Source organism: Clostridium frigidicarnis (genome assembly GCF_900111985.1).
GTDB classification, from domain to species: Bacteria; Bacillota; Clostridia; order Clostridiales; family Clostridiaceae; genus Clostridium_Z; species Clostridium_Z frigidicarnis.
The window spans coordinates 38,541-58,218 of record NZ_FOKI01000009.1 but is presented as its reverse complement, the minus strand read 5'-3'; the positions used below and the strand labels follow the sequence as shown (position 1 = coordinate 58,218).

Genomic DNA, 19,678 nt, shown 5'->3' with positions numbered 1-19,678 from the left:
TTTTCAAATATTTAATATAAATGGGGTGCAAAAAAATGATAGAAATAAAAATAGAAGGCGAAGAAATTTCAGAAAAGAAGATATCTGGTAATGCAGGTGCTATATTATCAGAGTTAGCTTGTATAGTGGATATGGTTCTTGAAGACGTTGTAGCTGCTACAAATAATGAAAAAACTAAAGGTGAAATAATGGAATTTGTAAATAAGGCCCTTAAAAATTGTTGGGAACATGAAAATAAATAGAGTGTAAATAAGGTTCAAATATTAAGTACACTAGATAAAGCCTATGATTCTGTTACTAAAAAAGAGTCATGATATCCTATGAAGAAGGAACATTTGTGGATTTCTTTTTATTTGAAAACTAATGGATATATAAAATTAATATTATATAGTAAAAATCATTTATATTACGGGAAGGTGAGAGAATGATAATACGTGAGCTGACAGATGAAGAATTAAGAGTGGCTGTAGAACTAAATTATCAATGCTGGAATGATGACTTTGCTGGCATTATTCCATATGACTCAATGAATGTAGATAAGGAGACTAAGGTTGTCTCCAATTGGATAAAGGATAAGAATTGTGATGATATTAGACGTATGTATGGTGCTTTTGAGGGAAATAATTTTTTAGGGTATGTAGGTGGAAGTCTAGCTGAAAAGGAAGATGCTGAACATGGAGTAGAATTAAATTATTTATTTATAAAAAAAGAATACCGTGGAAAAGCATTAGGATTAAAGCTTATAAGAACCATTTTGATTGAATTTGTTGAATACGGAATAGACAAACTAATTATTTATAATTGGCATGATAGTGAATCAAATAGGTTTTATATATATCTTGGTGGGGAAGTGATTAAACAGGTTATACAAACTTCAAGTAGGAAAGAAGCATTAGTAGATGTATTTAGTTGGGATATTAATAAGCTTATAAAACTGCTAAATGATAAGCTATATGCTCGTAATGTGGAGAGTGGCGGATTTGCTTTTAATCAATCTCTATCTGAAGGTATTTTAATGACCACTACCTACAACCAAGAAGATACTAAGATAGTCTGCAAGGGACTTTTTCAGCATAATGTGAGAAATACACATGGATTGTTAAAGAAGCCGGGCTTCAGTATAAATATATATTTAAAGGAAAGTGGCAGAACCGTTGGAGCAATATTATGTGACACATTTAATTTATGTATGTATATTGATGTAATGTGGATAGATGAGTCGTACAGAGGAAAGGGATTCGGCAAATCACTTATTTTACAAGCAGAGAAAATAGCAAAAGACAATGGTTGTGTATTTTCTCATACTTGCACGTTTAGCTTTCAATCCCCAGAGTTTTATAAAGCATGCGGATATACAGTTTTCGCAAAACTGGATGATTATCCAAATGATATAGTAGAGTATTTTTTAAAGAAAAAGTTGTAAAGCATACTTCTAATAGAGGTGCAACCAATATATAATTCCCTATCTTCTTATATAGACACATATGAATGAAATTAGTGGAATTCTATTAAATTAAAGAAAGGAAGAGGTGTTTATAGTGGAAGTAGATATTCTTACAAAATTAGATTCGATTTCTGTGACTAAGGGAAATAAAACTAATGTTGATTATTATATTTTTGATGAATTTGAAGTTCATTTAAATCGAATACCACCTAACTCTAAACAAGAATGGCATTTACATAAAATAATAGAAGAAGTATTGGTGGTTACTGAAGGACAAGTGGACATTATGTGGAAAGAAAATGAGAAATTTATGCATGAAACATTAGTTAAGGGCTCATTAGCAAGGGTTAAAAAATCCATACATGTTATTGAAAATAATTCAAACAACTGGGCTGAATTTATCGTTTTCAGAATGGTTCCATCAGGTAACGTAAATAGGGAAATAATCAAAAATGACAAAGTGGTTGTAGAACCTGACTTTTAAGAATATATTGTTTAAATCTCTTTACCAATGAAGATATTCATTCTGTAGATTGGTTATTTTTAATAAGCCAATCAATTTATGACTGAATGTGGAAAGCATGAATTTGTTTTAAGTTGGAAACCTTTAGAACAAATTAAAGACTTATATTTATATCCGCTATTTTTAAAGGAGAATATCTTAAAATTACCTAATAGTATTCAGCATATAGTTGAAAGAAAATTATAAAGTTATGAGCGTAATCTATATGTGATATGATAAAAGCATGTAGTTAGTTTTGTGTCTAATTTTTTGTTGAGGTAATTATTGCTTACAATACTCAAATATGGTATTATTAAGTTGTAAAAATAAATATTTAAGACACAGTGGGCTGGATTTAGCCAGCTGAGATTAAGAACTTGTATTCCTTGACCATATTAACCTTAACTTGGTAATGCCAGTGTAGGAAGTTGGTTGCTACTAATTTAGTAATTTTTTAGTAACTTAAAGTACGAATCATATAGGTTCGTGCTTTTTTAGCGTAGCAAAAAATTCTTTTTTGGAATAGTGGAACAGGTACTCTAATGGCTATAAGTAATTTTTTTAGTAAAATGTGACTATTATATGTTATTATATAATAGTATAAAGCTTAACAAATGAGGGGGAGTATGCATGAATATATATTTATCACATCTTTTAGATGATAAGGATATGAAAAGTGTATTGGAACAGTACACTGTTGGCATAGAAACAATAGAGTTTGGGATAGGGGATTCGCTAGATTGTAAGGAAAAAAGTTTGAAAAATTATAAAAAAAAATTAGGTGGAATAATAGAAAAGCCTTCTCTTTCAGTACATGGTCCATTTTTAGATTTATGCCCAGCAAGTTTTGATAGTTTAATTAGAAAGGTAACCATGGAAAGATTTGAGAGTTCTTATTGTATGGCAAAAGAAGTAGGAGCAAAGCATATAGTTTTTCATACATGCTTTAATCCAATGGTATATTTTGGAAGTTATTGGGAAGATAACTCTAAGAAATTTTGGAATGAATTTTTAGCTGATAAGGATGATTCAATAAAAATATATATAGAGAATGTATATGACACTAGTTATGAAAATATTGCAAACCTTATAGATAGAGTAAATCACCCAGCATTCTCAGCTTGTCTTGATATAGGACATGCTAATTGTTTTTCTAAAGTTCCAGTGGAAGATTGGGTAAATGGACTTGGTAAAAGAATTGGACATGTTCATATACATAATAATGATGGAATAAAAGATAGCCATAATGGTATTTTAAATGGAAATATACCTATGTTTGATGTTTTAAGTAAGATTAATGAAGTTAGTAAAGATGCAACATGGGTTTTGGAACTTAATAAATACCATGAGATAATTAGTTCATTAGAATGGATAAAAGAAAATAATCTTTTTAAGTAGATTGTTATCGAACCTTGGTTATTTTAATGTATACTATATTATTTATAAAATAAGTTAGGAAAAGTTATTCAGAAATGCAAAAACAAAACTAAGGTTTTTGTAAAAATTTACATGTTAAGGACGGCTAAAGAAATGATATCTATTATGAAAAAACAAAGAAATAAACTTATCAATAATAAAAATAAAAAAGGTATTATAATAGGACTAGGTACTTTGATTTGTGTGTATCTAGGAGTATCGGTATTTTTCGTGAACCACTTTTGTTTTGGTTCTCAAATTAATGGCATTGATGTTTCATTTAAAACTATAAATCAAGCTAAGGAAAAAGTATCATCAGTTATTTCTACATATTCATTGGAAGTAGAGGGACGAGATGGGATTAAAGAAAAAATTGATGGAAAAGAGATTGGATTAACATATAATGGGAATGATAAAATTAAAGAGTTTAAAAATAAACAAAATTCATTTAAATGGATCACATCACTTTTTAATAAAAGTCAGTTTCAAATAGATGAAATAGTAACTTTTGATAAGGAGTTGTTGAAAGAAAAATTAAACAAGGTATCTTTCTTTAATAGTAAAGAGATAATTGAACCTAAAGACGTTACCTTTGAATATTCAGATAAAGGGTATAATATGATAGATGAAGTTAATGGAAACAAAATAAAAGAAAATTCTGTATATGAAAATGTGGAAAATGCAATTTTAAAACAAAGAAACACATTAAATCTAGATGAAGCTAATTGTTATGAAGCACCAAAATATACTTCAAAATCTAAAGAAACTAAAGAAGCTAAAGATCTTCTTAATAAGTATACAAGTCTGAAGATTACACATACCTTTGGTGATAATAAAGAAGTTATAGATGGTTCAACTATAAATAAATGGCTTTATGCAGATGAAAATATGAATGTTACGTTTGATGAGAAACAGATTAGAAAGTATGTAGATTCATTAGCTGCTAAGTATAATACACTTGGAAAAACAAGAACTTTTGCTACATCAACAGGAAAAACAGTGCAAGTATATGGTGGGAACTATGGATGGATTATTAATAAGTCTGAAGAAGTGAAGAGTTTAATTGAAGCCATAAAAAAAGGTGAAGATGTAACGAAAGAACCAATATATTCACAGACGGCAGTATCTCATGATAATAATGACATTGGAAATACGTATGTAGAAATTAATTTAACAAAACAACATATGTGGTTTTATAAAAATGGTTCTCTTATTACAGAAGGAGATGTTGTTACTGGAAATATGAACCAAAATTTTGGAACACCTGCAGGCACATATAAATTAAATTATAAAGAAAGAAAAGCTACATTGAAAGGTGAAAATTATAAGACAGAAGTTGATTTTTGGATGCCTTTTAACGACAATATAGGTATTCATGATGCAACATGGAGAACAGAGTTCGGAAAAGATATTTATATAAATAATGGTTCCCATGGATGTGTAAATTCACCTCCTAGTTTAGCAAGTGCAATATTTGAAAATATTGAATCAGGAACTCCTGTTGTTTGCTATACGGAGTAATCTATAATTTGATAGACTTATAGAAAATTAAAGAGTCTTGTAGCAATTGAATTTAAAGTAGGTGAACTTTTACCAGGACATAAAACAAGTAGAGTTATATTTAATATGGCTAAAAAAGAATAAAATGGCTAAAGGCTAATAAGAACCAATGGTAATAATACTTTGTGCAGAAAAGAATTCAAAAAAAGTAGAATCCTCTGATGAGGAGGGTTCTACTTTTTTATCTCTTTTTACTACAAGAATATAATAGAATTATTTATAATCGTCGATATTCATTTTGATTTGAAACAGACTTTGCATCCTTAATTATATTAAATTAAGGAGCTGAGTTAGAATGAAATATTATGGTACGGTGAAGCATATATTTGGAGAACAAAATAAAAAAGAGTACTAGTAAGATACTTTTACTAGTACTCTCTATATATAATATTATTTCATCATTGCTGCTAATTTCTTGTTTAAAGATAATAGTACTAATCCTATAACGATTGAAACTACAGCTATTCCACCGAATATTTCTAAGTGTCCTAAAGTTTCAGTGTATGAAGCAACAATTCCTGCTATTTCATTAGCAATAAAGCTACTGCATAACCATACACCCATTAACAATGATGCAAACTTAGCTGGTGCTAATGAACTAACCATTGAAAGTCCTACTGGTGATAAGCAAAGTTCTCCCATAGTATGAAGAAAATAAGCTCCTACTAACCATAACATATTAGCTTTTACAGCAGTATCTGTTACATTTCCACCCCTTTGCATAACGGCTCCTACCATTAATAAGAAACCAAGACCTAACATTATCATACCTAGTGCCATTTTTGCAGGAATTCCTAAGTCACCTTTTTCTCTACTAGCTAATTTAATCCATAATTTTGATACAGGTATTCCACATAATACTATAAAGAATGGATTTAGAGATTGGAACCATGAAACTGGCATTTCCCATCCACCAACTTTTCTATTTACATAATCTTGAGTATAAATAGTAAGTGAACTTCCAGCTTGTTCAAAGCCTGTCCAGAAAACTACAACAAAAGCTGCTAATATACATATAACAATAGTTCTATGTTTTTCTTGTTTAGTTAAAGGTTTATTTAATGCTTCTTTATCTACAGTATTTTTAGCTTTACCTACTGTTGTTTTACCAAGATTCCCAAGGTATTTGTCAGATAGCAAGTTAAATAATATTTGTCCTATAACCATACCAATACCAGCAGCTAAGAAACCATATCTAAATCCGTAATGGATAATTTCTCCTGCTTCCTTTGTTGCCATTATGTTTTCAGCTAAAGCACCACACACAAGAGGAGCTATAAATGACCCTAAGTTTATTCCCATATAGAAGATAGTGAAGGCTGAATCTTTTCTTTTATCTCCCTGTGGGTATAATTGTCCAACTAGCGTTGAAATATTTGGTTTAAAGAAACCATTACCAACTATAAGTAAAAATAATCCTATATATAATGCCATCATACTTTGATTTGAAAATAGTGTAAATTGACCTAAAGCTATTATTATTCCACCAATGGTAATAGCTTTTCTTTGTCCTATATATCTATCAGAAATATATCCTCCAATTATTGGAGTAAGATATACAAGTGCAGCAAAGTTACCATACATCCTCAATGCTGATGCTTTATCAACCCCAAGACCGCCTCTTATAAGCTCTGTAGTTAAATACATTACAAGTAAGGCTCTCATACCGTAGTAACTAAATCTTTCCCACATTTCAGTAAAAAATAACAGATATAATCCTGGTGGGTGTTTCATCTTGCCTGTTTTGATTTGTGAAACTTCATTTGTCATCTCATTATTTGTCTGTTTAAGTTCCATAGTTAACCTCTTCTTTCATTCTTTTTTAATTATATTGTATATTTTAACAATTAAATTGATATTTTGCAAGTCTAAAATTGCAGTTTTATGAACATATAAATTATTTTTTATATTTCTTATTATGTAATTTTATACATATATAAAGTTTAATTAACATTTATCCTTCGTAGCAAAAACTTCTTGCAATTATTATTGCGTTTATAGATATTAATTCATTTTCAATCAATTATAACAACAAATATTTGAGAGAATAATAGACAACTATATTACAAAAATGTATATTTACTTTATAATTATTCATTTTTGTATTTTATACAAATAAATATTATGAATAATTACGATATATTTCTTGCAGTCTTGCACTCAAATTCATTTTTTCTGTCAAAAAACTTTTTTTATCATTATGAATTTAATAATTAGCCTGTGTTGTTTTTAATCCTTGCATATAGTTCAGATTTTATCAATCCGGATAGAATACTTAATTGATTTTAAAAGACTTGAGTATGTAAAAAATATTGTATTAACTTAAAATTTTATAAATTATTCCAAATTGTTTAGTTAAAATATGTTTTAAATATTGGAGGGAGAAAAGTAAAGAATATCTATAAAGGGAGCTGTTATAATTTAAAAATCTTTAGTGCTGCATAGAGAAGCTACCTACTAAGAAGAATAGAAATTTAGGTGGAATGAGTACTTATAAATGGACTCGGCAAAAAATATCGGAGAAATAGAAATAGAAATAGAATTAGGATATTAGTTAGGAGATTTGTTGGAAATTATAAGTGACAAAAATGCAAGGCTTTTCTTCAATGTGTAAGGTGAATAAATGGAATCAAATTTTTTCAAAAGGTATAATTAAATCATGAAGTTAAGAAATTTTAAAAATTTGAGAGGAGGAGGTTTGAAATGGGAAAATCACTTGTAAGAGTAAAAGAAAATTCGATGTTTTTTGGAGTATGTAGTGGTATAGCAGAATATTTTAATTTAGAGCTTTCAAAAATACGTATTGCTTGGGTTGTATCAATATTATTTTTCGGAACAGGATTATTGTTATATATTGTATTGGCAATTGTACTTAATAAAAAACAATATGAAGATGTAAGTAATTTTGAAATTAATGTATAAGATAAATAAAGAGAAATAAATGATTTATATAAGTAATAATTAAATATTGATATGAAAGAAGTCAAGGACACTTTTAATATCATTTGGTTTGTTTTATACAGATTAAACCAAGTGAATGCTAATATAATAACAAATAAAGGCGTCATCCATAAAGTTCTGATAAACTTTTTTCTGTAACTTAAAATCCAATATATTAATTCAAATCTCTTATCTATTTTATATTTTTTCATAAGACTTTTCCTCTAATTTATTGAATGGTACAGAGCAAAGACGATTTATTTTACTATAATTATAGATACAAAATAAGTGAAATTAAAATCAATTTAACACTTCATATAGAAATTGCCTTAATTACTTTAAATTGTGAATACAGTGCAATTATTTTTTAGGGATTAAATTATCTATATATAATGGAACTCAACAATTTCACTGTTAGTGTATAGTCAGATAAGAATTTAGTGTCAGCGATAGAAATAAGAGAATAGGATATAAACATAAAAAAGAGTATCTTCTAGAACGAAGATACTCTTTTAACGCTATAAAACACATTGACAGTAAAAAATGCCAATGTTATAATAATCAAGTATAGACTATATCAACCTAATCATATCATAGTTGAATGTAAAAGTCAATACTTTTTGAAGGGAAGTTTTAAAAATGAAAAATTCTATTAACCTATTTGAAAACAACTTACTAGAGAAACAAGTTTTTAATGACATATTTCAGTGTAATGAAATTACAAGTGAATATGGATTAAAGTTTTGTGAGGAAGATGTAAAAGAAATTATAAATACAAGAAATACAGCACTTCAAAAAAGTGGAAGAATAGAGTTTAATGGTCAAATTATAAACAAGATTGTTACAGCTTTTTGTGATTCACCATATATATCCCAATATAATTACAGTGATACAATAAATGAACTTGTAGAAATTTTCTATAATTATAAGAATGAAACTTTAGATTATATAGGTGATGATGAACTAATAGAAATTATGAAGGATAAGTTTGATAACTATTGCCAAGGATCATTGGAGCTTTTAGAAGGAAAAGTATTATATAAAATCTCGGATAATATAAGAAATGGTTTTAAGGATTATACAAATCTTGATAACGAAAAGGATTGATGAAATATGGGGAAGGATAATAAGATACAAAAATACAGCTATTCTATAGAGAATAACTTCAGTGAAGAAGGTTTTTTCAAGGATGTTTTAGCAAATTGTTATGAGAAAAAACTTCTAGATGATAATATTTTAGGCAGGATATATTATGAAAGAATGGAACTTTTAAAGGTGAATTTAAAATATTACACAAAAGATGAGAGTAGTTCAGTTATGGTAGAGGTGGCTGAAAGTATTTTACAGTGTATTGATTATACCATAGGAATTTATTTAAAAACCTTTGATAATCTGGAATCTATAATAGAAGAAATAAAGAATACAAACTTGTTTGATATGCTAAAAATGGGTCATGATTTAATTAAGGAAAAAATATTATACAGTAAGAAGCTGTTACATGAAATTAATGAAAATAAGCTTGAAGTTGATAATTATTCATATAGCGATACTATAGATTATGGTATTCCATTGTTTTTTAAAGAATATAATGATTTATTTTCAGCTCATGAAACCCCAGCATCGATAGATTATCAGCTTTACATTGATAATATGGACTATATAGGTATTGAATATATCTTTAATTACCTAGAGACTTTAAGTTTAGAAAATGAGTTTTGTAACAACTTTCATATTAGTGAAATTAATAAGGTATTAAGAGGCTATGATAAGAAGTGTGAGTTATTACTTATAAACATATTTGAACTAGTATTAATTAATTCATTAGGAGTAATCATTTGTGGTAAAGATTTGAATAGCCTTAATATTAATAGTCTAGATAGAGAGCAGATAAAAAATAAGTTAGGAAATTTATCTTTAGAGGAATTACAACAAGAGTTATTAAAATATGCAAAAATATGCTCTGAAATTTTAGATATTAAAAATGAAGCAGTGGTAACTTATATTAAAAAGTCTACATTGAAAATAACTTCATTAATAAATGAAAGCATAAAATTAAATAGATTAGAAACAGTATTTATATCATTTGATGAGGATGATAGCAATGAAATGTTTGAATATACTGATGGTGAAAAAATGACAAACTCAGAATTTAAAAAATTAAGTGAAGAAATTAGAGAATGCTCTTTAGTTAAAGACAAAATTGTATTAATAAAAAATAACATTAAGAGCTTAGAAGATTTAGTGGATATGTTGGATGCTGAATGTTTATTTGAAGATGAATATATTAATTGCTTTAAAAGCTTATCCAAAATGGAAATTATTCTTTTATCAAAGTATATATCTGAGTTAAGTTTTGAAAATGAATATGAAAAACAATGGTATTATGAATTTAATGAGTATATTTTAAGCTTAAGGGAAGAAGAGCAGATAGCAATAAGAGAGGCTAAAGAAAGAATAGAGTTATAAATACTCTATGATGAAGCAAAATAGATATGGAAAAAATAATAGTGATTAATTTAATACTAAAAAGATGAAGACTTTAAGAAGCTATATTTGATAGGTTCAATTGGTGAAAGAAAAATAGTATAATTAGGTTAAGTAAATAGTGTATGTAATATCCAATGTTTCTGTAATGTAGAAAATAAGGGAGAAATCAATATGAAATATAAAATATACATCGTAGAAGATGATTCCTCAATAAGCAATCTATTGAAAGAATATATAAACAAATATGGTTTTGATGGAAGGATAGCTGATAGCTTTGAGGATATAATGATAGAATTTAATGAGTATAATCCAAATTTAGTATTGTTAGATGTTAATTTACCTAAATTTGATGGATTTTATTGGTGCAGAAAAATAAGACAACAATCAAAAATTCCTATAATATTTATATCAGCAAGGGATAGCGGAATGGATCAAGTGATGGCCTTAGAAAGCGGAGCTGATGACTATATAACAAAACCATTTTATTATGATGTTGCTATTGCGAAGATAAAAAGTCAAATAAGAAGGGCCTTTGGAGACTATGCAGCTAAGGGAGAGGAAAGAACAGTTGAGATTGAAGGTCTTAAGTTCTATCCGGAAAGGTCAGAGATAAAATTTAAAGGTGAACTATTAATTATAACTAAAAGGGAAGGCATACTGCTAGAATGCCTTATAGAAAAATATCCCAAAGTTATTAGCAGAGATTTGCTTTTGGAGAAAATATGGGATGATCTAGAGTTCGTGGAGGAAAACACTTTAAGCGTAAATATTAGCAGAGTACGAAAGAGACTTCAGGTACTTGGAATAGATAACGGGATAGAAACTATAAGGGGGACAGGTTATAGATTAAATAAAACCTGGTAAAAGGATATAATATGAAGTTGTTTTTAAAGGATAATAAAGGGTATATCATCACATATTTTTTAAGTTTAGCACTTACCTTCGTATATTCTAATCTTAATGGGTTTATAGAACTAAGTGAGATTATTTATATATTCATGTTTAATACATTCATCCTGCTGGGCTTTCTAATTTTTAGGTACTATCAAAATAGACAATTATATCGACTTTTCAAGGGTGGATTCACTGATTTAAAGGAAGTTTTTTTAGAACTTGGCAGTGGGGAATTAAGTCAAAATGTTTCCCAGATATTAAAGGAATTACATGGCTTATATGAAGCTGAAAATTTAAAATCTGATAAGATTCATAAGGAGCATTTAAGGTTTATTAATCAGTGGGTACATCAAATGAAGACACCACTTTCAGTAATGCAACTTCAGCTCCAAGAGTACGAGGGCGAAGAAAAGTATGATAATATTCAGGAAGAGGTTGATAAGCTAAAGGAAGGTCTAAATATGGCAATGTATTTTGCAAGATTAGATTCCTTCCAAAGTGATTTTTTAGTAGAAAGAATTAATTTGAAAAAACTTACTAGAGAAGCAGTAAATGAAGAAAAAAAGATTTTTATAAAAGGCAGAATAATTCCTAGAATTGATATAGATAAAAGCATTGAAGTTTATAGTGATGCTAAGTGGTTAAAGTTTGTATTAGGACAACTCATTATTAATGGAGTAAAATATTCACGGGGCAAGGGTAAAGAATTAATTATAAAAGCTCACGAAGGTGAAAAAGAAATTAAATTAAATATCCTTGATGAAGGAATAGGAATTTCTACTAAGGATATAAAAAGGGTATTTGATCCTTTCTTTACCGGTGAAAATGGACGTAAATATGGTGAGTCTACTGGTATGGGATTATATATAACCAAAGAGGTATGTAAAAACTTAGGACATGAAGTAACCATAGAATCAATTGTTAATGAAGGAACAAAGGTGATAATAAAATTTAAAAATCAGATGTGATTAATAGCGAATGGATAGCAAAACTATTTATTTGCTATTTTTATTTAGAACATAAAAGCTTACATGCATGTCACATTGTTGTAAGATTTGTAGATAGTAAGATGTGTAGTGTTATTATAAACTGTTTACAGCAAGATAATAATTTTAAAGGAGTGACAGTGTATGGATATAATATTTATATTAAAAGCTATTCTAATTGCTATAGTAGAAGGGTTAACTGAATTTATTCCAGTATCATCTACAGGGCACATGATATTAGTTGGATGGGCAATTGGTTTTAAGGGAGAATTTGCTAAGATGTTTGAAGTTGTAATTCAACTAGGAGCGATAATGGCAGTAGTAGTTTTGTATTGGAAGAAGATTGAAGAAAGTATAATAGAATTCTTTAGGTATATATTTACTAGAGGAAAAGAAGGCAAGACAGGCTTTAGATTTGGGATAAGTGTTATTGTAGCTTTCTTAGTTGCTTTAATTGTCATGAAAAAGTTTGTTGGCTATCTAAAAAAGAAGCCTTTGAAGGTATTTGCAATATATAGAGTAGCAGCGGGTATTTTACTTGGAGTATTAGTATTATCTAAGGTTATTAGTTTAACATAATGGGGGTGAATAGCATGGAAATTTTAGAGGTAAGTAATTTAAGTAAGGTATATGGTAATAAAGTATTATTCAGTGCCTTGGATAATGTAAGTTTTACTATAGAAGAAGGTGAATTTGTAGGTATTATGGGACCATCAGGAAGTGGTAAGACAACCCTGTTGAATATGATATCAACAGTAGATAAACCAACTTCAGGAGAAATAAGAATTAGGGATAAAAATCCTTTGAAGCTTAAGGGCGAGGAGCTTGCTTTATTTAGAAGAAGAGAACTTGGTTTTGTGTTTCAAGATTTCAATTTGTTAGATACATTAACAGTTGGTGAAAATATAGTGCTTCCACTTACCTTAGATGGAGTGGCAGTTAAGACTCAGGATGATGAACTAAATAGAATATCAAAAATCCTTGGAATAGAAGATTTGATAAACAAGAGAACCTTTGAAATATCAGGTGGGCAAGCTCAAAGGACAGCTATTGCTAGGGCATTAGTACATAATCCTACTTTACTTCTAGCAGATGAACCCACTGGTAACTTAGATTCTAAATCAGCTAAAACTGTAATGGAGTTATTTGGGGAAATAAATAAGGAGGAAAAGGTAACCACAATTATGGTAACTCATGATCCTTTGTCCGCCAGCTATTGCAGTAGAATTTTATTTATAAAGGATGGGACTATATATAATGAAATTTACAGGGGAGATAGTAGGCAGCAATTCTATCAAGAAATTATTGATGTTCTAGCATTGCTTGGAGGTGGAAACTAATGAACATAAGGGAGTTTGCCACTAAAAATGTGCAGAGAAATGCAAAGGCTTACTTTGCTTATTTTATAAGCAATACTATATCAGCAGCGTTATTGTTTTCTTTCACTATGATTATATTTCATCCAGATTTTAATGTAAGTATACTACCAAACTACTTAAAAAACGCACTTAATATGACAACAATAATTGCATATTTATTCTTATGTTTCTTTGTTTTTTATTCAATAAGTGTTTTTCTAAAAAGCAGGTATAAAGAATTTGGGATACTTTATATCATAGGTTCTTCAAAAAAACAGGTGCAGAAAATGATACGTATTGAAAATATGATCATAAGCTCATCAGCTGCGGTGGTAGGTATATTGCTGGGGGTGATTTTTTCTAAAATACTTTTAGCTGCTAGTGGAAAGCTTTTAGGATATGATGCATTGGGATTTTATATTCCGGGAAAAGCTATGATAATTACTTTAAGTGCTTTTATAATTATAGGAATAGTTATCTCGGCATTCTGCTCTTTTATTATAAAAGAAGATAAGGTTTTGAGCTTACTTAAAGGAACTAAAAGGCCAAGACCTGAACCAAAAGCTTCAGTTGTTCTTGCAATTATATGTGTAGGATTATTGGCTGCAGGATATTATCTATCAATTACATGCAGTGAAGATACAATACCCTATAGAATAATACCTGTAACAATTATGGTTGTCGTAGCAACTTATTTATTATTTTCTCAATTAAGTGTATTTATAATTAAGTTGTTAAAGAAAAATAGACGCTTATATATGAAGAAAACTACAGTGTTATGGGTATCCAACTTACTATATAGAATAAAAGATAATACTAGAATGTTTTTTTTAATTACCATAACATCAACCGTTGCTCTTTCAGCAATAGGATCGGTATATGCCTATTGGAGAGATAAAGAGGATCAGATAAACATAAATTTTCCACAAGCTTTTTTTTATTCAGATACTTATATGAATAAAGCTAAAGTTGATTTGAAAGTTGGTTTTATAGAAAATTCATTGAGAAATGATGGAATAGAATATACTAAGGTGAATGAAGAAATAAAGTTTATTATTCCTAATGGTGATAAAGAAAAGGTAGTTGTAATGAAAGATGAGGTCTATAAAAAATTAGCATCAGCACTATTTTTAAATTCCATTTCTTTTAATGAAAATGAAACAATACTAGCTGTTCCTTCAATTGGAAGCGAAAGAAAAAGTATTATTTTAGATAATATGGAACTACAAGTTGTTGGAAACAGTAATAAAAGAATGATCCCTACTTTTTATGGTGATGTGTATGTAGTTAAAGATGATTTATATGAAAAGATAAACGGGGTTAAATGTTACTTTGGGGTGCTAAATGTAAATAATTATAAGGATACGTTGAATATTTGTAATGATTTTTATAGTAATTTTGGAGATGATGATGGAGATGAGATTTATAAAAATTTTTTAAAAGCTCATATATTAGAAAGTACTAAAATAGGTTATGGTGTACTTTTATTTATTGCAATTTTTATTGGACTTATCTTCTTTGTAACAACAGGAAGCTTCCTATATAACAAGTGCTACATGGATGTTATTGAGGATAAAAAGAAATATAAGCAGTTAAATAAAATTGGATTAACCTATACAGAGATAAAGAAGGTATTAAATATTGAGATAGGGGTATTATTTTTACTTCCTTATATAGTTGCTGTGATACATTTTGCTTTTGCTATTAGTTCCTTGAAATATGCTTTTGACATTAAGATAACTGTACCAGCTTTACAGGTGATAGGAACTATGTTGATTGCTCAAATTATTTATTTTTTTATTATAAGAAAAAACTATTTATTAGAGATTAAAAAAAGTTTGTTATAATATTATATTAAGAAGATGTAAGGCAAGAAAATAAAAATAATTCAACTTTAAAAAATCTATGATATACCCGTCACAGTGAATAATATATGTGGAGAAACAAAATGAATAGAATATGAGTAAACATTATTGAGAAAGGTTAATACTATAGATTGTAATAATAAATTAAAAGGAATATTTATATATGTCTAATTTAACTAATCAAACAATAATAGACATTAAAGTTGGAAGTATAATTAAAAAATATAATCATGATAAAGTAATTTTAGTAGGAACTTATTTATATAAAGATAGTAGCTATGTAGAAAATGTGGATATAGTAATAAATGAAGAAGATGGATCGGTTACAACTACAAAAATCCCTTATAGTGGCTATGGGTTAGAACTTTTTTTAGGGGATTTTAATGGTTATGGAAAAGATGAAATAATGGTAAGAGGTGAATATGGAGGATCAGGAGGGTATGCTATAGCAGCAATTTATGATTACAGAGATGGAAGACTTGTAGAAATATTTAATCCAGATATGTTTTCAGAAAAGTATGTAATAACAGCAAGTTATTTAAATGGATATGAAGTTTTAGTAGAGTCAATTACTTTAAAGGAAAAATATACTTTTGATATTTCACAAAGTCCAGCCATATATTTAAATATGGTATATGATGAAAATAAGAAAGTTAAACAAAATGAAGCACCTACCGTTTCAGCAATTAATGGGGCATTTCCAATTAAGCTTGTATTTGAAGAAAACTATTATTTATTTTTAAGGCAGAGAGTGATTGGAGTTAATAACGCAGATACAATAGGTTATATAGAAAGTTTTGTAAATTTATTAAACAATGATATAAAAGTAGTAGATATGGGAGCTTATATGAAAGGACAAAAAGAAATTTTAGATAGGTCTACAAATAGTGGATTTAAAGGTGTATAGCAGAAAATGATGCTTATGTTTTTACAGATATATTCAAGGGTGATGGATATAACATCAAAGATTTAGATAATGATGGTAAAGAGGAGTTGATTTTATGGCTCCATGATACTGGAGAAGCTTACACTAGTGATATCTATTTAATTAAAGAGCAAGCATTAAAGAAGAGTAATAAATATGATAAAATTTATTTTAAAGAAGTTGTTAAGTATTATAAAAGTTTATTAGAAACTTATAAGGACTCTTCAACTTATCTTTACTATTTAGCTTTAGCTTATGAGAAAATGTAAAGGAAAGAGTTAGATTTAGAGTAAGTATTGGAGGAAATGGAATTACTGATGAAGATATAGAAAGAAGATACTATGATTTACTTAATAACTTAAAAGAGATTATTGAAATTTGTGATGAGATAAATATATATGATAATACAGAAATGTTCAGAGAAATTATTGACTTTCAAAATGGAAAAATTATATGGAAAGATAAAAAAACTTTAATACACATTATCTACCAATTAATGCATAGTAATAGTTAAATATTTATATAATTACTGTAATAGTATTTATATAAGAAAGGATAATGTTATGTCAGAAGCAAAATGTCCTATGACAGGAAGAACAAGTAAAGCAGTAGCAGGAGAAGGAACTACTAATGAGTATTGGTGGCCAAACCAGCTTAAGCTTAATGTTCTTCGTCAAAACTGTAAAAAAAGCAATCCTATGTCTAATGATTTTAACTATGCCGAAGAATTTGAGAAATTAGATTATTATGAACTAAAGAATGATTTATATAAGTTGATGACAGACTCACAAGAATGGTGGACAGCTGACTATGGTCACTATGGGCCATTCTTTATTCGTATGGCTTGGCACAGTGCAGGAACCTATAGAATTGGTGATGGTAGAGGAGGTGGAGGACAAGGACTTCAACGTTTTCCACCACTTAATAGTTGGCCAGATAATATAAACCTAGATAAAGCACGTCGTTTACTTTGGCCAATTAAAATGAAATATGGAAATAAAATATCCTGGGCTGATCTTATGATATTAACAGGTAACTGTGCATTTGAATCTATGGGACTAAGGACAATTGGTTTTGGTGGTGGAAGAGAGGATGTTTGGGAACCACAGGAGGATATTTACTGGGGGAGTGAAAAGAAATGGCTGGGGAAGGATCGTAATAGAGATGAAAAAGAGCTTAAAAACCCTCTAGCAGCTGTACAAATGGGATTAATTTATGTAAACCCAGAAGGGCCAAATGGAAACCCAGACCCTAGAGCATCAATAAAAGAAGTAAGGGAAACATTCACTCGTATGGCAATGAATGATCAAGAAACAGTTGTGCTTATAGCAGGTGGACATACCTTTGGTAAATGTCATGGTGCTGCATCACCTACCTATGTTGGACCAGAGCCAGAAGCTGCACCTATAGAACAGCAAGGTTTGGGATGGAAAAATAGTTATAAAACTGGTAAAGGACCAGATACCATAAGTAGTGGGCTTGAGGGCGCATGGAAGGCAGAGCCAACAAAGTGGACAATGGGTTACTTAAAAACATTATTTAAATATCAGTGGGAATTAGTTAAAAGTCCAGCAGGAGCATACCAATGGCTTGCTAAGGATGTGGATGAAGAGGATATGGTAGTTGATGCCTATAATCCATTAATAAAGCATAGACCTATGATGACCACAGCAGATTTATCTCTACTTTATGATCCTATTTATAGGGAAATAGCAAAGGATTATCTAGAAAATCCAAAAAAGTTTGAGGAGGATTTTGCTCGTGCTTGGTTCAAATTAACCCATAGAGACATGGGACCAATATCAAGATATCTTGGACCAGAAGTTCCAAAAGAAAGCTTTATTTGGCAAGACCCAGTGCCAAAAGCTAACTATAGATTGATTAATAAAAAGAATATTTCAGAGCTTAAGAAAAAGATTTTAGATTCAGGCTTATCAATATCAGACCTTGTAACAACAGCATGGGAATCTGCATCAACATTTCGTGGGTCAGATAAGCGTGGAGGAGCAAATGGGGCAAGAATACGCCTAAAGCCACAAATAGAATGGGAAGTTAATGAGCCAGAAAGACTTAACAAGATATTAAAAGCATTAGAAAAGATTCAAATTAGTTTTAATAGTTCACACTCAAAGGATAAGAAGGTTTCTTTAGCTGATATTATTGTATTAGGTGGATGTGTTGGGATAGAGCAAGCAGCAAAAAATGCAGGGTACAACATAACGGTTCCTTTTATTCCAGGATGTACAGATGCAACCCAAGAGGAAACGGATATAAAGTCATTTAATGTACTTGAACCTAAGGCAGATGGATTTAGAAACTATATGAAAGATAATTATGAAGTAACATCAGATGAAATGTTAATAGATAGAGCGCAACTATTATCATTAACTATTCCAGAAATGACAGTATTAGTTGGTGGTATGCGTGTGTTAAACACTAATTATAAGCAGTCACAGGAGGGGGTGTTTACCAATAGAGAAGAATCTCTTACAAATGATTTCTTTGTAAATCTTCTTGATATTAATACTGTGTGGAAGGCTTTACCTGATATTAAGGAAATGTTTGTAGGTTATGATAGGCAAACAGGAGGTGTGAAGTGGACAGCAACAAGAGTTGACCTTATATTCGGTTCAAACTCACAACTTCGTGCAGTTGCAGAGGTTTATGCATCTAATGGCAATGAAGAAAAGTTCATACAAGATTTTGTAACAGCATGGAATAAGGTAATGAATGCAGATCGTTTTGATATTAAAGAATAAGTATTTATTAAATTTTAGCTAGCTATTTTTGGCTAATATCTGAAGAAAAAATTATTAGAAAAAATAATAAAATTATTATTGAAAAAAATTTTATAATAACTTATTCTCATAAAAATGGTTATGACAACTTATGGAAATTACATTTGAGGAATGTATTATGAATGAAAGAGTAGATTTTAATAAGCAATTTAAAATGAATAATGATGTTAGTATAAAGTAGGGGACATTACCAACAATAGAAGAAATAAAAAATACTCTAGAATAAATTAGAAGGCTATAAAAGCTTAATATGACTTTTATAGCTTTTTACTTTGAAAAAATTATATTATTAATTTGAAGTTGAATATAAGATTAAATATACTGTATACTAGGAAGAGTATACCATATGGTACGGTGAAGTATATATATGGAGAAACAAAATTATTAAAAAAAATAGTTTAATATGTGTAAAATTCTTAGAGAGTTTTCTAAAAATGAAAGTCATGAGAAAAGTGATATAAATATAAAAAATCCAGCTACAGAATAATAGTATTGATATTTTC

Annotated in this window: 17 protein-coding genes and 1 pseudogene; 17 read left to right on the top strand and 1 reads right to left on the bottom strand. The window is 29.0% G+C overall.

Going from position 1 to position 19,678, the window contains the following annotated elements:
* The first annotated feature begins 35 nt into the window (after positions 1 to 35).
* From BM119_RS07450 to BM119_RS07430, 5 genes are all read left to right on the top strand, one after another.
* Positions 36 to 242 (top strand): hypothetical protein, encoded by a 207-nt coding sequence (locus BM119_RS07450; RefSeq protein WP_090040237.1) that lies wholly within the window; start codon positions 36 to 38, stop codon positions 240 to 242.
* Between the two features lie 182 nt (positions 243 to 424).
* Positions 425 to 1,423 (top strand): GNAT family N-acetyltransferase, encoded by a 999-nt coding sequence (locus BM119_RS07445; RefSeq protein WP_090040235.1) that lies wholly within the window; start codon positions 425 to 427, stop codon positions 1,421 to 1,423.
* A 115-nt stretch (positions 1,424 to 1,538) separates the two neighbouring features.
* Complete coding sequence (locus BM119_RS07440; RefSeq protein WP_207647670.1) at positions 1,539 to 1,928, top strand: cupin domain-containing protein; 390 nt, start codon at positions 1,539 to 1,541, stop codon at positions 1,926 to 1,928.
* Positions 1,929 to 2,576: 648 nt separating this feature from the next.
* Complete coding sequence (locus BM119_RS07435; protein ID WP_090040232.1) at positions 2,577 to 3,344, top strand: sugar phosphate isomerase/epimerase family protein; 768 nt, start codon at positions 2,577 to 2,579, stop codon at positions 3,342 to 3,344.
* A gap of 144 nt (positions 3,345 to 3,488) precedes the next feature.
* Positions 3,489 to 4,883, top strand: coding sequence for a L,D-transpeptidase family protein (locus tag BM119_RS07430; protein ID WP_090040373.1), 1,395 nt, complete (start codon positions 3,489 to 3,491; stop codon positions 4,881 to 4,883).
* Positions 4,884 to 5,312: 429 nt separating this feature from the next.
* Here BM119_RS07430 and BM119_RS07425 read toward each other — a convergent pair whose 3' ends face one another.
* A complete protein-coding gene (locus tag BM119_RS07425) occupies positions 5,313 to 6,719 on the bottom strand; it encodes a peptide MFS transporter (protein ID WP_090040231.1) in 1,407 nt (468 codons plus the stop codon).
* 906 nt (positions 6,720 to 7,625) lie between these two features.
* Here BM119_RS07425 and BM119_RS07420 point away from each other — a divergent pair.
* The 12 genes and pseudogenes from BM119_RS07420 (at position 7,626) to katG (ending at position 19,136) form a co-directional block, all read left to right on the top strand.
* Positions 7,626 to 7,844 (top strand): PspC domain-containing protein, encoded by a 219-nt coding sequence (locus BM119_RS07420; RefSeq protein WP_090040229.1) that lies wholly within the window; start codon positions 7,626 to 7,628, stop codon positions 7,842 to 7,844.
* A gap of 657 nt (positions 7,845 to 8,501) precedes the next feature.
* On the top strand, positions 8,502 to 8,969 hold the full coding sequence (locus tag BM119_RS07415) for a DUF6323 family protein (protein WP_090040227.1): 468 nt from the start codon (positions 8,502 to 8,504) through the stop codon (positions 8,967 to 8,969).
* 6 nt (positions 8,970 to 8,975) lie between these two features.
* A complete protein-coding gene (locus BM119_RS07410) occupies positions 8,976 to 10,328 on the top strand; it encodes a DUF6179 domain-containing protein (RefSeq protein WP_090040225.1) in 1,353 nt (450 codons plus the stop codon).
* 192 nt (positions 10,329 to 10,520) lie between these two features.
* A complete protein-coding gene (locus tag BM119_RS07405; protein WP_090040224.1) occupies positions 10,521 to 11,213 on the top strand; it encodes a response regulator transcription factor in 693 nt (230 codons plus the stop codon).
* Between the two features lie 11 nt (positions 11,214 to 11,224).
* Positions 11,225 to 12,211 (top strand): sensor histidine kinase, encoded by a 987-nt coding sequence (locus tag BM119_RS07400; RefSeq protein WP_090040222.1) that lies wholly within the window; start codon positions 11,225 to 11,227, stop codon positions 12,209 to 12,211.
* A 162-nt stretch (positions 12,212 to 12,373) separates the two neighbouring features.
* Positions 12,374 to 12,808: an undecaprenyl-diphosphate phosphatase gene (locus tag BM119_RS07395; RefSeq protein WP_090040220.1), complete on the top strand. Its 435-nt coding sequence runs from the start codon at positions 12,374 to 12,376 to the stop codon at positions 12,806 to 12,808.
* Between the two features lie 14 nt (positions 12,809 to 12,822).
* On the top strand, positions 12,823 to 13,569 hold the full coding sequence (locus BM119_RS07390) for an ABC transporter ATP-binding protein (protein ID WP_090040218.1): 747 nt from the start codon (positions 12,823 to 12,825) through the stop codon (positions 13,567 to 13,569).
* Positions 13,569 to 15,434 carry an FtsX-like permease family protein gene (locus BM119_RS07385; RefSeq protein ID WP_090040217.1) on the top strand — a complete coding sequence of 622 codons (1,866 nt, stop codon included), beginning with the start codon at positions 13,569 to 13,571 and terminating at the stop codon, positions 15,432 to 15,434. Before BM119_RS07390 ends, BM119_RS07385 begins: the two co-directional genes overlap by 1 nt.
* Positions 15,435 to 15,615: 181 nt before the next feature.
* On the top strand, positions 15,616 to 16,359 hold the full coding sequence (locus BM119_RS07380) for a hypothetical protein (RefSeq protein WP_090040215.1): 744 nt from the start codon (positions 15,616 to 15,618) through the stop codon (positions 16,357 to 16,359).
* An 86-nt stretch (positions 16,360 to 16,445) separates the two neighbouring features.
* Positions 16,446 to 16,646 (top strand): hypothetical protein, encoded by a 201-nt coding sequence (locus tag BM119_RS07375; RefSeq protein ID WP_090040214.1) that lies wholly within the window; start codon positions 16,446 to 16,448, stop codon positions 16,644 to 16,646.
* Positions 16,637 to 16,891: pseudogene (locus BM119_RS20570) on the top strand (hypothetical protein); the annotation flags it as partial. The gene BM119_RS07375 and the pseudogene BM119_RS20570, both read left to right, overlap by 10 nt.
* Before the next feature lie 49 nt (positions 16,892 to 16,940).
* Positions 16,941 to 19,136: a catalase/peroxidase HPI gene (katG, locus tag BM119_RS07365; RefSeq protein WP_090040212.1), complete on the top strand. Its 2,196-nt coding sequence runs from the start codon at positions 16,941 to 16,943 to the stop codon at positions 19,134 to 19,136.
* Positions 19,137 to 19,678: the final 542 nt, after the last annotated feature.

What these genes read in the sequence shown, in the direction of transcription:
- BM119_RS07450 (WP_090040237.1), top strand. Translation starts at nt 36, where the DNA reads ATGATAGAAATAAAAATAGAAGGCGAAGAAATTTCAGAAAAGAAGATA.
- BM119_RS07445 (WP_090040235.1), top strand. Translation starts at nt 425, where the DNA reads ATGATAATACGTGAGCTGACAGATGAAGAATTAAGAGTGGCTGTAGAA.
- BM119_RS07435 (WP_090040232.1), top strand. Translation starts at nt 2,577, where the DNA reads ATGAATATATATTTATCACATCTTTTAGATGATAAGGATATGAAAAGT.
- BM119_RS07430 (WP_090040373.1), top strand. Translation starts at nt 3,489, where the DNA reads ATGAAAAAACAAAGAAATAAACTTATCAATAATAAAAATAAAAAAGGT.
- BM119_RS07425 (WP_090040231.1), bottom strand. Translation starts at nt 6,719, where the DNA reads ATGGAACTTAAACAGACAAATAATGAGATGACAAATGAAGTTTCACAA.
- BM119_RS07420 (WP_090040229.1), top strand. Translation starts at nt 7,626, where the DNA reads ATGGGAAAATCACTTGTAAGAGTAAAAGAAAATTCGATGTTTTTTGGA.
- BM119_RS07415 (WP_090040227.1), top strand. Translation starts at nt 8,502, where the DNA reads ATGAAAAATTCTATTAACCTATTTGAAAACAACTTACTAGAGAAACAA.
- BM119_RS07410 (WP_090040225.1), top strand. Translation starts at nt 8,976, where the DNA reads ATGGGGAAGGATAATAAGATACAAAAATACAGCTATTCTATAGAGAAT.
- BM119_RS07405 (WP_090040224.1), top strand. Translation starts at nt 10,521, where the DNA reads ATGAAATATAAAATATACATCGTAGAAGATGATTCCTCAATAAGCAAT.
- BM119_RS07400 (WP_090040222.1), top strand. Translation starts at nt 11,225, where the DNA reads ATGAAGTTGTTTTTAAAGGATAATAAAGGGTATATCATCACATATTTT.
- BM119_RS07395 (WP_090040220.1), top strand. Translation starts at nt 12,374, where the DNA reads ATGGATATAATATTTATATTAAAAGCTATTCTAATTGCTATAGTAGAA.
- BM119_RS07390 (WP_090040218.1), top strand. Translation starts at nt 12,823, where the DNA reads ATGGAAATTTTAGAGGTAAGTAATTTAAGTAAGGTATATGGTAATAAA.
- BM119_RS07385 (WP_090040217.1), top strand. Translation starts at nt 13,569, where the DNA reads ATGAACATAAGGGAGTTTGCCACTAAAAATGTGCAGAGAAATGCAAAG.
- BM119_RS07380 (WP_090040215.1), top strand. Translation starts at nt 15,616, where the DNA reads ATGTCTAATTTAACTAATCAAACAATAATAGACATTAAAGTTGGAAGT.
- katG (WP_090040212.1), top strand. Translation starts at nt 16,941, where the DNA reads ATGTCAGAAGCAAAATGTCCTATGACAGGAAGAACAAGTAAAGCAGTA.